The following is a 14,930-nucleotide window of genomic DNA, read 5'->3' as shown; positions in this document are numbered from 1 at the left end:
CCCTGTTAATCAATCTCGGAGAACTGTTGCGACGATCAAACTTGCTGATCAGTCGTCTGCACCGTGGTTGGCGATCATCATCGCTTCGAAGGCAAGACGCTCGGTCTTGCGCATGCGTTCTGATTCCGACTTCAGCTGACCGCAGGCCGCCAGAATATCGCGGCCGCGCGGCGTGCGGATCGGCGAAGCATAACCCGCCGAATTGATGAAATCGGCAAACTTCTCGATCTGTGCCCAGTCTGAACATTGATAGTTCGTGCCCGGCCATGGATTGAAAGGAATGAGGTTGATCTTCGCCGGTACGCCCTTCAGAAGCTGAACCAGGCCTTTTGCGTCTTCCAGACTGTCGTTGACATCCTTCAGCATCACATATTCGAACGTGATGCGCCGCGCGTTCGACAGCCCAGGATACTTCCGGCAGGCTTCGATCAGTTCCTTCAACGGATACTTCTTGTTGATCGGTACGAGAATGTCGCGCAGGTCGTCGCGAACAGCATGCAGCGAGATCGCCAGCATGACGCCTATTTCCTCGCCGGTGCGAAGGATCTCGGGCACAACGCCCGAGGTTGACAGCGTCACGCGACGCTTGGACAGCGACAAGCCGTCACCGTCTGTGGCGATCAGCAAAGCCTGTTTGACGGCATCGAAGTTATAGAGTGGCTCGCCCATGCCCATCATCACGATATTGCTGACCTTGCGGCCTTCGGAAGGCACAACGGCACCGACAGGTACGTCGCGGTCCGGGAAGTCGCCCAGCCTGTCGCGGGCCAGCAGAAGCTGGGACAGGATTTCCTCGGCCGTCAGATTGCGCACCAGCCGCTGCGTGCCGGTGTGACAGAAGGAGCAGGTCAGCGTGCAACCAACCTGACTGGAAATGCAGAGCGTACCGCGCCCTTCTTCCGGGATGTAGACCGCCTCGATCTCGACGGGCCGGCCAGCGCCGCGCGGCGGAAAACGCAAGAGCCACTTTCGCGTGCCGTCATTGGAAATCTGTTCTTCGACAATTTCCGGCCGGGCAATGGTGAAATGCTGCTTCAGCATCTCGCGCATATCCTTGGCCACATTCGTCATATGATCGAAGTCGGAGACGCCGCGCACATAGATCCAATTCCAGAGCTGCGAGACGCGCATCTTGATCTGCTTATCCGGCACACCCTTTTCACGCAACGCCGCGCCCATCTCCTCGCGCGTCAAACCGATCAGCGATGGCTTTGGCGAAAGCTCAACGCCGACAGGCGCCCGCGCAGCGGCTTTGGCAACGGTCATCGCATCCATAACGGACATATTCTTCTAATCCCGAACTCAACATGCGACCATCCCGGAAAGCCGGAGGACTTACGGGGCCGGTAACGCATGATTGCAGAAAATGAATGGCGGAGCAGCGATGGATCGCGATCTTCCGCAGTTGCGCGCCGCTTTAGCATCATTTTCGTCCCGCGTCACTAGACATGGAATCGTCACCTTAGATGGAAATGACGAAGGCCGGCGCAGGGCCGGCCTTCGAAACGTTGCTTGGGAGCGTCGAGCTTACTTGCAGCTTTCGATCTGCTTCAGTGCGGCAGAGATGCCGGACAGCGAATAGCTGTAGGAGGTGCCGGTGCCCTTGCGCGAGGTAGCGCTAACGGTCATCGAATGGCCGGTCTTCATCGCTGCGACAAGCGCCGGCTCCTGAGCCGCATTCTCGACCCAGCCCGCCTTGTCCTTGGTGAACATCACGAAAGTCTTGTTGTCGATCGTAACGTTGATCTTCGAATTTTCCTTCACCGTGTAGCCCATCATTGCCTGCGGCTCATAAGAGATGTTCTGACCCGGACGCTGAGAGACAATGAAGAAGTTATCACCATGGTCGACGCTTGCCGGCTGCTTGGTGGTTGGCACCGACAGCACGTAGCAGACGGTAGAATTGCCGGACTTGTACGAATAAGCGCCCCATGCCTGGAACTGCTGGATGCGGGTCGGAGCCGCCTGCTGTGCTTCCGCTACTCCAGCCATAACAATGGTGAAGGCGAGAGCGGATACGATACTTTTTACAAACATGGAATTCCTGCCGGTTCTTGCGGTTCAAGGCCCGAAGCGATCATTGCGGGCGGCGCATAATCACGAACTGCTTTATTTTGACTTAATTCAGGTTACCAAATGGTCAACAATATCCGCGAATTGTATTCTGCCTGTTTCATTTTCGCCCGACTGTCATTTTCGAACCCGCCAGTAGCGCGGATGGCACGCCCTGTCGCGATGGACTGAGCCATCGCTTCGGGTGAAATTTAAGACACAAAGATTCAGGCAAGAGTTTGACCTTTCTCAAATTCATTATACGTCATTAAGATGTGGAAATTCGGGACGAAATCGACATCGCAGGGAGTGCGTGAGGGGATATGGATGCCGAGGAAAGACAGCATTTCGCTGCCCTCGCAAAGGCCGTTGCCGATCGGCGCGACGAGGCCGCATTTTCGGTTCTGTTCGACTATTTCGCACCGCGCCTGAAATCATGGCTGATGCATCAGAAGATGACGTCAGGCGAGGCGGAGGAACTGGTCCAGGAGATCATGATCGTCCTCTGGCACAAAGCCGCTCTTTATGATCCTGCTCGCTCCTCGCTTTCCACCTGGCTTTTCCGGATCGCCCGCAACCGGCGCATCGATCTGCAGCGTCGCGTCAAGGTTCGTATTCTTGATGGCGAAGACCCGACGCTGCAGCCACAGGAGGAAATGCGCGCCGATGAGATTATTGCCAATGATGACCGCGACGCGCGGGTGCGCGATGCCGTGAGCCAATTGCCCGAGGAGCAACGGGCGCTGCTGCAGGCTGCTTTCTTCCTCGGCCAATCGCATTCGCAAATCGCCGACGCGACCGGTCTCCCGCTGGGTACCGTGAAATCACGCATCAGGCTCGCCTTCGGCAAGCTCAGAAACCTCCTGGAGCGGGAAAAGGTCTGAAGCAGGTCGCACGCATTGGCTTTGCGACGACGGCATACGCAAAAACAATGACCTGAAGCGCAGCGAGCGAATCTTGGAGATCTCGACGCGCTTTAGATCGTCTTCATGCTGTCTTCGAAACGGTCGGCGAGAACGCGATCGGCCGCCTCGTAGTGGCTTGGACGGATATTCCCCCTCACCATGGCAAAGGCTGCCGACAGGACCGCGACATCATCCGAAAAGCCGATAACGGCGAAAATATCGGGGATGATATCGATCGGCATGACGAAATAGGCAAGTGCTGCCAGCAGAACGCCGCGCACTCTGGTTGGCGTCTGCGGATCAAGGGCGCAATAGAAACCGGCAACCACATCGCGGGAGAACGGAATTTGACGTACGGCACGACGAAATGTCGGCCAAAACTTCTGCCGCACCGTCTTTTCGCGACGGTTCTGCGTATCCTCGTCGCCCGGCAACAGGATTTCTCCGTACTTGACCTCGTCCATCCCGATATTCCTTGTGGTCGCTGCAAACATATGGTTACGGCCGAAGCCGTTTCAATCGGCCAATTCAATCGGCTCGACGCGCTGCAGCCTTGTCCATGGCCGTTGCAAGCTTGAAATCCAGCTCCGTCAGCCCGCCGGCATCATGCGTGTTGAGCTTCACCTCGACGCGGGAATAGACGTTGAACCATTCCGGATGATGATTGAGTTTTTCAGCAGCAAGCGCCGATTCGGCCATGAAGCCGAAAGCTTCGACAAAGTTCCCGAATTTGAACGTCTTCAAAATGGAGCCCGCCGCCTCATCGAGCGTCCAGCCCTTAAGCTCGCCAAGTAACTGGCTGATCTCCGATCTTTCCAGCTTTTCCCTTTTCATGCCATCTTCCTCTCATCTTTGGCCAGGTTCTGAGATGAAACGTATCAGCCTCCTCTTTGTTTGCATGGGCAATATCTGCCGCTCTCCGCTTGCCGAGGGAATATTCGGGCACGTCGCGGGTGAGGCCGGCCTTGGCGATACCTTTCGCGTTGATTCCGCCGGTCTCGGCGGCTGGCATCAGGGAGAACTGCCCGACCGACGCTCGATCGCCACCGCAAGCGAGCATGGCATCGACATTACAGGCCAGCGCGCCCGGAAGATATTGCCTAAAGATTTTGACGACTTCGATCTGATCCTCGCCATGGACCGCTCGAATATCGTCGAACTGCGCCGGCGATCGCCCCACGCAAACAATATTCATCTCTTCGGCGATTTCGCGCTCGGCACCGGCGAGGATATTCCCGATCCCTATTATGGCGATCGGGAAGATTTCGAACTCGTTTACGCCAGGCTCTTCAGCGGCTGCAACAAGTTGGTCGAGTGGCTCGGCACCGTCAGCGGCTCGTGGAGCGGAAAAACCTCCTCGGTGAGGTAAGGTCCGCCGCCGACCGATTCGCGTGACGACAGAAGCACGAAGCGTGGCACGGTGAAGGTCGAGGTTTGGAAGTTGCCGCGACCGGCGAGATAGTGGACGACATCGTCGACGCGAGAATATTTCAGCCGGGCAAGCGTGACATGAGGTGTGAACTTGCGCGGATCCGGCGGCAGGCCGATGCGCTGGCAAATCCGCTCGATCTCGCCCTGCAGGGCATACATTTCTGGCGAGGGGGAAACCCCAGCCCAAATCGAATGCGGTTTCTTGGAACCGAAGGAGCCGATGCCTTCAAGCCGGAGCTGGAATTCCGGTCGATCGATCCGGTCGAGACGCTCGACGATTTCGTCTGCCGTACGTCCGTCGACATCGCCGATGAAGCGAAGTGTGATGTGGTAATTCTCCACATCGATCCATCGTGCTCCGGGAAGACCACCGCGCAACAATGAGAGGCTCATTGCCGCATTGCGCGGAATTTCGAGGGCGGTAAATAGTCTCGGCATAACGAGCACTCCCCGAATCTTTTGCAGGTGCTCACACGGAATCACGCATTACAAACCTGCGCAAGCCCTATTTCTTCACAGAAGAAATCGTTCTAACGAATTTCGTGACAGCCGGTTCCATCCTTTCCACCATCACGTCCACCCCCTTGGCGTTGGGATGCATGCCGTCGTCGAGCTTCAGGCCAGCATCCAGAACCACGCCGTCGAGGAAAAATGGATAGAGTTCGACCCCATGTTTTTCTGCAAGTTTCTGGTAAATCGGGTTGAAGCGCTCTGCATAGTCCGCCCCCATGTTCGGGGGTGCCATCATGCCGGCGAGCAGTACGGCAATGCCGCGCTCTTTTAACCGGCTTATCATCTGGTCGAGATTCTTTTCACTCTGATCAGGCGGGATGCCGCGAAGCGCATCATTGGCGCCGAGTTCGAGAATCACCCCGTCGGTTCCGTCAGGAATCGACCAGTCGATTCGCGCAAGCCCGCCCGTGGTTGTGTCGCCTGAGACGCCGGCATTGGTGATCGCAACGTCAATCCCTTTGGCCTTAAGGGCCGCCTGCAGCTTTTCGGGAAAGCCGTCGCCCGGCTGCAGCTGGTAGCCCGCCATGAGGCTGTCCCCGAAACCGACCAGATTGATCGTGCGTGCTTGCGCAACCGTCGAGAAAATCAGGGACAAGGTAATGACAGCGAAGTGAAGGGCGGCAACTTTAAATCTCATAATGCTTTCCCTAGATTGGCTAGGTGCCGTTATGCGGCCATTCGGTTACGGAACTATATAGGGCGATTTCTGTTGGCCAAAACCATCATCGATCTGAAACGCGCCGATTTGACGCTCGGTAATGCTGCAGCCTCCGTCCATGTGCTGAAGGGCATCGATCTTGAGATCAGTGCGGGCCAATCCGTCGGTATCGTCGGCCCTTCGGGCTCCGGCAAATCCACGCTGCTGATGGTGCTTGCGGGTCTTGAAAAGCTCGACAGCGGTGAGATCAACATCGATGACACACCCCTGCATGCGCTGAACGAGGATCAGGTCGCCGATTTTCGTGGCCGCAACATCGGCATCGTCTTCCAGTCCTTCCATCTGATAGCCAATATGACGGCGCTGGAAAATGTCGCCGTCCCCCTCGAACTCGCTAATGTTCCCAATCCCTTCGAGATCGCTCGCCGCGAACTGACATCGGTGGGGCTCGCCGAGCGGTTGAATCATTATCCCGGCCAACTCTCCGGCGGCGAGCAGCAGCGTGTCGCAATCGCCCGTGCGCTCGCGCCGTCGCCTGCCCTGCTGATCGCCGATGAGCCGACCGGCAATCTCGACACCGATACCGGCCGGCAGATTGCCGATCTCCTGTTTTCCAAACAGGTCGAGCGCGGCATGACCCTGCTGCTCGTGACCCACGATGTCGGCCTCGCCAATCGCTGCTCACGCCAGATTCGCGTCCGCTCCGGCCGCATCGAAGACGATAGCGCCGTCCGGCAATCAGAGGCGACGTCCGAGGCGGCGATTGCATGATAATCTTAACCCCGCGCATCTCGCTCGCCTTCCGTTTGGCCCTGCGCGAGCTGCGTGGGGGTCTGAGGGGTTTCTACATCTTTCTTGCCTGCATCGCGCTCGGCACTGCGGCAATCGCCGCCGTCAATTCGGTGTCGCAGTCGATTACCGATACGATCGCCTCGCAGGGGCAGGAGCTTCTCGCCGGGGACGTTCGCTTCGAACTTAACAACCGAGAAGCGACGCCGGAGGAAATGAATTTCCTGCGCGGTCTTGGCGGCGTCTCCGTTTCGACCGGCCTGCGTTCCATGGCCCGCAAACCCGATGGTTCCGACCAGGCGCTGGTCGAAGTCAAGGCTGTCGATGATGCCTATCCGCTCTACGGCAGTTTCCAAGCCGAGCCGAACTATCCGCTTGCCTCTCTGCTATCAGGAGAGGGCGGCACTTACGGCACCGTCGTCGCTCCGCTGTTGCTGGAGCGGCTGGGCTTGCGGATCGGCGACGAGCTGCTGCTCGGCAACGTCAAACTCAGCATCACAGGCACGGTCAAGACGGAACCGGACGCGCTCTCTGAGGGCTTCGGTTTTGCCCCGCGCATGCTCGTCAGCCGACGCGCACTTCAGGCGTCGGGACTGATCCAGACCGGCAGCCTCGTCGAACATGCCTATAAAATCAAGCTCGAAGACCGCGCCACGATGAACGCCATCCAGGCGCGCGCGACCAAGGAATTCCCCTTGGCCGGCTGGTCGATCCGCACCAGCGATCGAGCAGCACCCTCGCTGACGGAAAACATTACCCGCTTCACCCAATTCCTCACTCTGGTCGGCCTGACCGCGCTGATCGTCGGCGGTGTCGGCGTCGCCAACGCAGTACACGCCTTCCTCGATGCCAAGCGCACGACGATCGCGACCTTCAAATGCCTGGGCGCACCGGCGGTCGTCGTGGTCTGGATCTATCTTTTTCAGATCGCCATTATCGCCACAGGCGGCATCCTGATCGGCCTCCTGCTCGGCGCCCTGTCGCCCATGCTGGCGGCGCAATTTCTCGCGCAATTCCTGCCCGTATCCACCGATCCGACCCTCTATCCCGGGGCGCTGTCGCTCGCGGCCCTCTTCGGCATGTTGACGACGCTTGCCTTTGCAATCCTGCCGCTTGGCCATGCGCGCGAGGTGCCTGCAACCGCTCTTTTCCGCGAGCAGGGTTTTGAAGCCCGCCACCTTCCCTCCTGGCCTTACGTGCTGCTGGCCGTACTCTTCATGGCAGCCCTTGCCGGCCTTGCCATTCTGACCGCCTACGATCGTTTCATCGCCGTGGTCTTCGTCGGCGCCATTATCTTCGCTTTCGTCATCCTGCGCCTTGTTGCGGGATTGATCGCATGGCTGGCGCGCAGGAGCCCGCGCGTCAATTCGCCGGCACTCCGGTTGGCGATCGGCAATATTCATCGCCCCGGCGCTCTGACGTCCTCCGTTGTCCTGTCACTGGGTCTCGGATTGGCGCTGCTCGTGACGCTGACGCTGATCGATGGCAATCTGCGCCGGCAGCTGACCGGCCGCATGAGTGAAGGCGCGCCGAACTTCTTCTTCGTCGATATCCAGAGCGCCGAGGTCGATGCCTTCCGCGACCTGATCCACACCCGATCGCCGAACGGCAAACTGGTGGAAGTGCCGATGCTGCGCGGCCGCATCGTCGCGTTCAATGGCCAGGACGTGACCAAACTGAATGTTCCGGCCGCAGGCCGCTGGGTGCTGAACGGCGACCGCGGTATCACCTACGAAGAAAGCCTGCCGGAAAATTCTGCGCTCGTCGAAGGGCAATGGTGGCCCCTCGATTACAGCGGCGAACCACTCGTTTCCTTCTCAGCCGAAGAAGCGCGGGAACTCGGCCTGAAGATCGGCGATACCGTCACCGTTAACGTTCTGGGCCGCAATATCACCGCCAGAATCGCCAATCTGCGGCGCGTCGAGTGGGAATCGCTATCGATCAACTTCGTCATGGTTTTCTCGCCGAACACCTTCCGCGGTGCACCGCATGCGTGGCTGGCAACACTGACCGATCCGGCCTCGACCGAGGCCCAAGACGCCGCGATCCTGAAATCGGTGACCAATACCTATCCGACGATCACCAGCGTGCGCGTCAAGGACGCAATCGATATCGTCAACCAGCTGGTGGGCCAGCTTGCGACCGCGATTCGCGCCGCCGCTGCCGTCGCCCTCATCGCTTCCGTTCTCGTGCTCGCTGGCGCACTGGCTGCCGGCAACCGGGCGCGCACTCATGACGCCGTGGTGCTGAAAACGCTTGGAGCGACGAGAACCATGCTAATCCGCGCTTTCAGCTACGAATATCTCATCCTCGGCATCGCAACCGCCATCTTTGCACTCTTTGCCGGCGGCGTAGCCGCCTGGTTCATCGTCAGTCATATCATGCACCTGCCCTCCAGCTTCATGCCCGCTGTCGCCGCTTTGACCCTCGTCACAGCCCTCGTGCTGACCGTTGGCATCGGCTTGATCGGTACCTGGCGTATCCTTGGCCAGAAGGCTGCACCCGTTTTGCGCGAGCTCTAACGGTCAAAAGCTCAAGACGCTTCACCTTACGGCGATTTAACCGAATGACTGATTGCAAAGGCCTTGTTTGCAAAGGCCGAAAGGCTCATATTGTCAGCAGGCATGCTGGAGCTCCGCAGCGGCGCCCGGGTCGTGAACCCGACACCGTATTTCCATCGGAGCTTGTAAGAGGAAACTATGGCTGATCTTCGTAACTATCAAAGCCGCGCGCAAGCCGGTGAAGTGATTGATCAAGGCCTCCGCGCATATATGCTCAAGGTCTACAACCTGATGGCGCTGGGTCTGGCGATCACCGGTGTGGCCGCTTACCTGTCGTTTCAGCTCGCTTTTGCGGACGGTCAGCTGACCGCGTTCGGTCAGGCGATTTACGCGAGCCCGCTCAAGTGGGTCGTGATCCTTGCGCCGCTTGCTGCGGTGTTCTTCCTGAGCTTCCGCATCAACCAGATGAGTGTTGCCGCGGCTCAGACAACCTTCTGGGTCTATTCCGCCCTGGTTGGTCTGTCGCTCTCGTCGATCTTCCTGATCTACACGGGCCAAAGCATCGTACAGACGTTCTTCGTGACGGCCGCCTCCTTCGGAGCGCTATCGCTTTACGGCTACACAACCAAGCGTGACTTGTCGGCGATGGGCTCGTTCCTGATCATGGGTCTGTTCGGCATCATCATCGCTTCACTAGTCAACATCTTCCTGGCTTCGTCCGCTTTGCACTTCGCGATCTCTGTGATCGGCGTGCTGATCTTCGCGGGCCTCACCGCTTACGACACGCAGCGGATCAAGGAAATGTATTATGAAGCAGATGGCTATGACGTCGCTGGCCGCAAGGCCATCATGGGTGCACTGACCCTCTACCTCGACTTCATCAACCTCTTCATGTTCCTGCTGCAGTTCATGGGAAACCGGAAGTAAGCAGGTCCCTAAAAACCGGAAAAGGCGGCTTCGGCCGCCTTTTTTGTTGCGGGCAGTTTATTGGAGTGCTTCAACGAACCTTCTTCAACCGTGCCGATCGATCTGAAATGTTCCCTATTCTGCGCGACGCCCTTGCTTCCGACCTTCCCGCCATCACTGAAATCTATCGCGAATCCGTGCTGAACAGTACGTCAAGCTACGAGATAACGCCGCCGACCGAGACAGAAATGGCAGCCCGCTTCTCCGCCATCTGCGAGCAGGGCTATCCATACATCGCCGCCGCAGGCGAAGACGGAACCCTTATTGGCTATGCCTATGCCTCAGCCTTCCGCACGCGGCCGGCCTATCGCTGGCTGGTTGAGGATTCGATTTATCTTGGCACGGAGGCGCGTGGGAAGGGCATCGGCAAGCTGCTTCTTGGAGAGCTGATCTCCCGCTGCACCGTGTCAGGCTTCCGACAGATGACCGCAGTCATCGGCGGCGCGAGCCCGGCTTCTATCGCACTTCACCGCTCTCTCGGTTTCGAAAAGATCGGCATCATGAAGGGTGCCGGCTACAAACACGGCCGCTGGCTAGACACTATGCTTATGCAGCGGGAACTCGGCGAAGGAACGGAAACCCACCCCGATCCTGATGCCTATCCCGGCACGCTGTTCAAGGGATGAGCCCGCCTACTTGTCGACAAGCTTCAATGACTTGTCGAAAACCTTCAGCACCGGCCCGAGCTCGTGGCCGCGCTTCAGGATCATGCCATTGATATTCACGACCGAATAGGCGCCCTGTTTTGTCGCAAGCTTCGGATTCTTCTCGATGCGGAAGAGCGGCATTTCGCCTGACCGCTTGAAGACCGAAAACACGGCCTTCTCCTTGGTATGGTCGATGGCATAATCCTTCCATTCGCCCTCGCCCACCATACGGCCGTAGATCCATAAAATCTGGTCGAGTTCCCGCCGGTGAAATGTCACCGGCATCGGCTCCTTGTTCTGCCTGTATTCCCTGAGATCAACGACGGTTGAAGAGCTGTTGTCGGCGGAGCGGCTTTCGCCGTGTCGCAAATCCGGCGTATCTGTCATCAGACTCTCAAGACCTCCACGTGTGACAGGAGAGTGACAGTTTGCCCGAGCCGTGGCAAAATGCAAGGCTACGGACTGTTACACTGGGGACGAAACCGGCTTTCTCCGCGCTGCCCCATTTCAGTCAAAACAGCGCCTCATTTCCAAGAGAACTATAGGCTCCAGTTTGGCGCCAGCGCGCCAAAGGGCCCGGCGGAGCGTATCGACCTTAACCCCAGCCCCGAATACGCTTGGCCGGGCCGCCTCGCATTCATCCGCAAACGGATGAAATTCCTAGATATTTTTCCCCGCCATAACGACGGTCGCGCCGAGGATTGCTCCCGGATCGCCGCTGGGCGTCGCAGACTGCAAGAGAATCGCCGATCCCTCAAGATTCGGTTTTTCCATTACGCTTGCCGGTAAAGTGAGTGTCGTGGCCTTGCCATCCCACATGCCTACTGTTTCCACATCGGCCACGCTGTGGAGATAGGAAATCTTCTGGCCGCTGTTTTCCCCCCTCTCGACGTCGATGGTTTTTTCCTTGTCGAAATAGACGATCACGACATTGGCCTTGCCCTGACCAGCGCCAAGCTTGATCTCCAGTTCGTCGCCACGCATGCGGGCGCTGACCGGCACGATCAGACCTTTGCCCTCGCCTGCGTAGCTGTCCAGCTTGCCGTTGATGCCGGCAAGGTCCGCGCCTGCAAGATGATCACGACCGTTGACGATCGCCTGTGGCGTATAGACGTTGCTGCGGCCCATCATTCGCGCATAGCCGTACTGACGCTCGGTGTTTTCCTTCGAGCTCAGCGTGTCGGCCCAACCGAGATAGTTCCAGTAATCGACATGATAGGCGAGCGCGATGACATTGCCCTGGCTGACGAGCTTGCGGAATGCCGCATCGGCCGGCGGACAGGAGGCGCAGCCTTGTGCCGTGAACAGTTCGACGACGCCTTTCGGCGCGCCGTCTTCTGCAAGCAGCGGACCTGCAAACGCAAGCCCGGCGACCAGCGGGATCGAAAAAAGCGGGGACATTCACCAGCACCTCTTTTTCAGCGCCGGCAATGGTCCTGACCGCCGGCTCCGAGATATGAACGTACGAATAATCCTTCCAGGTCCAAACGCAAAGTCACGAACGGGTGAGACGGAACCCCAAGAAGAGGGTGGCCGAAACACATCGCCGTGAGCGGTAAAACAGCCGTGTCCTCGGCAATGAAAAACCGCCGGAAATTGCTTTCCGGCGGCCATTATCAGGCGAACTATCTTAACAATCAGGCGGCGAGGTCGCGCAGAACCGTCTGCAGGATACCGCCGTTGTTGAGATAGACGACCTCGTCCAGCGTATCCACGCGCGACAGCAACGGAACCTCCTTCACCGCGCCGTCGGCATAGGTGATCTTGGCGATCTTCTTTTCGCGGGGCTTGATATTTTCAAGACCTTCAATGGTGACGAGTTCATCGCCTTTCAGGTTGAGGCTCTGCCAGGTCGTGCCCTCTTCGAAAACGAAGGGGATGACGCCCATCCCGACCAAGTTCGAACGGTGGATACGCTCGAAGCTCTGTGCGATGACGGCCTTGACGCCGAGCAGGTTCGTGCCCTTTGCAGCCCAGTCACGCGAGGAGCCGTTGCCATATTCCACGCCGGCGAAGATGACGAGCGGAACACCCTCGGCCTTGTACTGCATGGCCGCATCGTAGATCGAGGTCTCTTCCTTGGACGGGTAGTGGATGGTGTAGCCACCTTCCTTGCCGTTCGCACCGAGCATGAAGTTGCGGATGCGGATATTGGCGAAGGTGCCGCGCATCATGACTTCATGGTTGCCGCGGCGCGTGCCGTACTGGTTGAAATCGGCCACGGCAACGTCATGGTCGAGCAGGTAGGCACCGGCCGGAGAAGCAGCCTTGATCGAACCGGCCGGAGAAATGTGGTCGGTGGTGATCTTATCGCCGAAGAGGCCGAGAACGCGTGCGCCCTTGATGTCGGACGTGCCGGTGCCCTTCTTGCCCATGCCGACGAAATACGGCGGGTTCTGAACATAGGTCGAATCGTCGTCCCAGGCGTAGGTCTGACCCGGAGGAACCTGAACGGCCTGCCAGTTTTGGTCCCCCTTGAAGACGTCGGCATACTTGGTTTCGTAGAGTTCGCGGGTGACGTACTTCTGGATGAAGTCCTGCACCTCGTGCGAAGTTGGCCAGATGTCCTTGAGATAGACGGGATTGCCGTTCTGATCTTCACCGATCGGCTCCTTGGTCAAGTCCTTCTGCACCGTGCCGGCAAGCGCGTAGGCGACGACGAGCGGCGGCGAAGCGAGGTAGTTCGCCTGAACGTCCGGCGAGATACGGCCTTCGAAGTTGCGGTTGCCAGAAAGCACGCCGGAAACGATCAGACCCTTGTCGTTGATCGTCTTGGAGATCGGTGCCGGCAGCGGACCGGAATTGCCAATGCAGGTCGTGCAGCCAAAGCCGACGAGGTTGAAGCCGAGCTTGTCGAGATCGGCCTGCAGGCCGGACTTGGCAAGATATTCACCGACGACCTGCGATCCCGGAGCAAGCGAGGTCTTGACCCAAGGCTTGGTCTTCAGACCCTTGGCAACGGCGTTGCGGGCGAGAAGGCCGGCAGCGATCAGCACTGACGGATTGGAGGTGTTGGTGCAGGAGGTGATGGCGGCAATCGCGACGTCACCATGGCCGAGATCGAAATCGGTGCCTTCGACTGCATAGCGGTTGTTGAGCTGGCCGGGCTTCTTGTAGTCGGCATCCATCGAGCCGGCAAAACCGGAAGCGATGTTTTCGAGCGCGATGCGGCCTTCCGGACGCTTCGGCCCGGCCATCGACGGAACGACGTCGCCGAGGTCGAGTTCCAGCGTGTCGGTGAAGACGAGGTCGGAACCATCACCTTCGCGCCACATGCCCTGAGCCTTCGAATAGGCTTCGACGAGCGCGATCCGATCATGTGTACGGCCCGACATGGTGAGGTAGTTTATAGTTTCCCCATCGACCGGGAAGAAGCCGCAGGTCGCGCCATATTCCGGACCCATGTTGCCGATCGTCGCGCGGTCGGCAAGCGGCATGTTGTCCATGCCCGGGCCGAAGAATTCGACGAACTTAGAAACGACGCCCTTCTTGCGCAGCATCTGCACGACAGTCAGAACGAGGTCGGTCGCGGTCACGCCTTCCTTCAGCTTGCCGGTCAGCTTGAAGCCGATGACCTCAGGGAGGAGCATGGAAACCGGCTGGCCAAGCATGGCGGCTTCAGCTTCGATACCGCCGACACCCCAGCCGAGAACACCGAGGCCGTTGATCATCGTCGTGTGGGAGTCCGTACCAACGCAGGTATCGGGATAGGCGATCGTTTCGCCATCCTCTTCCTTCGTCCAGACGGTCTGGCCGAGATATTCAAGATTGACCTGATGACAGATACCGGTGCCCGGAGGAACGACGCGGAAATTCTTGAAGGCCTGCTGGCCCCACTTCAGGAAGCGGTAACGCTCACCATTGCGCTGGTATTCCAGCTCGACGTTCTTGGCGAAAGCCTGCGGCGTGCCGAATTCATCGACGATGACGGAATGGTCGATGACGAGATCGACGGGAACGAGCGGGTTGATCTTTTCCGGATCGCCACCGAGGGAGACCATCGCGTCGCGCATTGCGGCTAGGTCGACGACGGCGGGAACGCCGGTGAAGTCCTGCATCAGCACGCGGGCCGGGCGATAGGCGATCTCGTTCTCGACGGCGCCCTTGTTATCAAGCCATTTGGCGACGGCAAGGATGTGCTCCTTGGTGACCGACTGGCCATCTTCGAAGCGCAGCAGGTTTTCAAGCAGCACCTTCATCGAAAAGGGGAGCTTCGATACGCCGGGCAGGCCGTTTGCCTCAGCCTTCGGCAGGCTGTAGTAGACATAGTCCTTTCCACCGACGGAAAGCGTGGATCGACAATTGAAACTGTCAAGAGATTTAGACACGAGAGACCCCGTTTCTGATAGCCAACACAGTCGTGCGAACGCCTATGCACTTAATGCACATCAGGATGCGGGTACGGCCATTTCCGCTGTCCGCACGTGAGGAAAGGACCCCAAGTTCGGCGCAAGGATGAAATTCACGC

Annotated in this window: 15 protein-coding genes; 6 read left to right on the top strand and 9 right to left on the bottom strand. The window is 58.6% G+C overall.

Translation table 11 applies throughout. The features are described 5' to 3' along the window. Positions 1-48: 48 nt before the first annotated feature. Together rlmN and FHX15_RS19855 are read right to left on the bottom strand one after the other, a co-directional pair. Positions 49-1,284, bottom strand: a complete 1,236-nt coding sequence (rlmN, locus tag FHX15_RS19860) for a 23S rRNA (adenine(2503)-C(2))-methyltransferase RlmN (protein ID WP_184400076.1) — start codon at positions 1,282-1,284, stop codon at positions 49-51. 243 nt (positions 1,285-1,527) lie between these two features. Continuing rightward, positions 1,528-2,037, bottom strand: coding sequence for an invasion associated locus B family protein (locus FHX15_RS19855; protein ID WP_184400075.1), 510 nt, complete (start codon positions 2,035-2,037; stop codon positions 1,528-1,530). 338 nt (positions 2,038-2,375) lie between these two features. Between FHX15_RS19855 and FHX15_RS19850 the strand changes: the two genes are divergently transcribed. Beyond that, positions 2,376-2,936: a sigma-70 family RNA polymerase sigma factor gene (locus tag FHX15_RS19850; RefSeq protein WP_184400074.1), complete on the top strand. Its 561-nt coding sequence runs from the start codon at positions 2,376-2,378 to the stop codon at positions 2,934-2,936. Between the two features lie 92 nt (positions 2,937-3,028). On the opposite strand, the gene FHX15_RS19845 is transcribed toward FHX15_RS19850, so the two are convergent. Together FHX15_RS19845 and FHX15_RS19840 are read right to left on the bottom strand one after the other, a co-directional pair. Further along, the gene (locus FHX15_RS19845; protein ID WP_184400073.1) at positions 3,029-3,421 is read right to left on the bottom strand and encodes a YkvA family protein; all 393 of its coding nucleotides are present in this window, start codon (positions 3,419-3,421) and stop codon (positions 3,029-3,031) included. 64 nt (positions 3,422-3,485) lie between these two features. Further along, the gene (locus FHX15_RS19840) at positions 3,486-3,791 is read right to left on the bottom strand and encodes a 4a-hydroxytetrahydrobiopterin dehydratase (RefSeq protein ID WP_184400072.1); all 306 of its coding nucleotides are present in this window, start codon (positions 3,789-3,791) and stop codon (positions 3,486-3,488) included. A 34-nt stretch (positions 3,792-3,825) separates the two neighbouring features. On the opposite strand from FHX15_RS19840, the gene FHX15_RS19835 reads away from it, so the two are divergent. Continuing rightward, positions 3,826-4,326: a low molecular weight protein-tyrosine-phosphatase gene (locus FHX15_RS19835; RefSeq protein WP_184400071.1), complete on the top strand. Its 501-nt coding sequence runs from the start codon at positions 3,826-3,828 to the stop codon at positions 4,324-4,326. On the opposite strand, the gene thpR is transcribed toward FHX15_RS19835, so the two are convergent. Together thpR and FHX15_RS19825 are read right to left on the bottom strand one after the other, a co-directional pair. Continuing rightward, positions 4,233-4,826, bottom strand: coding sequence for an RNA 2',3'-cyclic phosphodiesterase (gene thpR, locus FHX15_RS19830; RefSeq protein WP_184400070.1), 594 nt, complete (start codon positions 4,824-4,826; stop codon positions 4,233-4,235). The genes FHX15_RS19835 and thpR overlap by 94 nt on opposite strands. Positions 4,827-4,893: 67 nt before the next feature. After that, positions 4,894-5,538, bottom strand: a complete 645-nt coding sequence (locus tag FHX15_RS19825) for an arylesterase (RefSeq protein WP_184400069.1) — start codon at positions 5,536-5,538, stop codon at positions 4,894-4,896. Positions 5,539-5,610: 72 nt separating this feature from the next. Here FHX15_RS19825 and FHX15_RS19820 point away from each other — a divergent pair, with 72 nt between their 5' ends. From FHX15_RS19820 to FHX15_RS19805, 4 genes are all read left to right on the top strand, one after another. Next, positions 5,611-6,330: an ABC transporter ATP-binding protein gene (locus FHX15_RS19820; protein ID WP_184400068.1), complete on the top strand. Its 720-nt coding sequence runs from the start codon at positions 5,611-5,613 to the stop codon at positions 6,328-6,330. Then, complete coding sequence (locus tag FHX15_RS19815; RefSeq protein WP_184400067.1) at positions 6,327-8,870, top strand: ABC transporter permease; 2,544 nt, start codon at positions 6,327-6,329, stop codon at positions 8,868-8,870. The genes FHX15_RS19820 and FHX15_RS19815 overlap by 4 nt, the downstream gene beginning before the upstream one ends. Positions 8,871-9,047: 177 nt before the next feature. Then, positions 9,048-9,776 (top strand): Bax inhibitor-1/YccA family protein, encoded by a 729-nt coding sequence (locus FHX15_RS19810; RefSeq protein WP_184400066.1) that lies wholly within the window; start codon positions 9,048-9,050, stop codon positions 9,774-9,776. Positions 9,777-9,883: 107 nt separating this feature from the next. After that, positions 9,884-10,441 carry a GNAT family N-acetyltransferase gene (locus FHX15_RS19805; protein ID WP_184400065.1) on the top strand — a complete coding sequence of 186 codons (558 nt, stop codon included), beginning with the start codon at positions 9,884-9,886 and terminating at the stop codon, positions 10,439-10,441. 6 nt (positions 10,442-10,447) lie between these two features. Here the strand turns inward: FHX15_RS19805 and FHX15_RS19800 are convergent, their stop codons facing one another. From FHX15_RS19800 to acnA, 3 genes are all read right to left on the bottom strand, one after another. After that, positions 10,448-10,849, bottom strand: coding sequence for a DUF2794 domain-containing protein (locus FHX15_RS19800; RefSeq protein ID WP_184400064.1), 402 nt, complete (start codon positions 10,847-10,849; stop codon positions 10,448-10,450). A 273-nt stretch (positions 10,850-11,122) separates the two neighbouring features. Next, the gene (locus tag FHX15_RS19795) at positions 11,123-11,863 is read right to left on the bottom strand and encodes a DUF1223 domain-containing protein (protein ID WP_184400063.1); all 741 of its coding nucleotides are present in this window, start codon (positions 11,861-11,863) and stop codon (positions 11,123-11,125) included. Positions 11,864-12,099: 236 nt separating this feature from the next. Further along, on the bottom strand, positions 12,100-14,790 hold the full coding sequence (acnA, locus tag FHX15_RS19790; protein ID WP_184400062.1) for an aconitate hydratase AcnA: 2,691 nt from the start codon (positions 14,788-14,790) through the stop codon (positions 12,100-12,102). Positions 14,791-14,930: the final 140 nt, after the last annotated feature.

The organism is Rhizobium sp. BK650 (genome assembly GCF_014195325.1).
Taxonomy (GTDB): Bacteria; Pseudomonadota; Alphaproteobacteria; order Rhizobiales; family Rhizobiaceae; genus Rhizobium.
The sequence above is the reverse complement of the archived record's forward strand: the minus strand, read 5'-3'. Positions and strand labels throughout refer to the sequence as shown.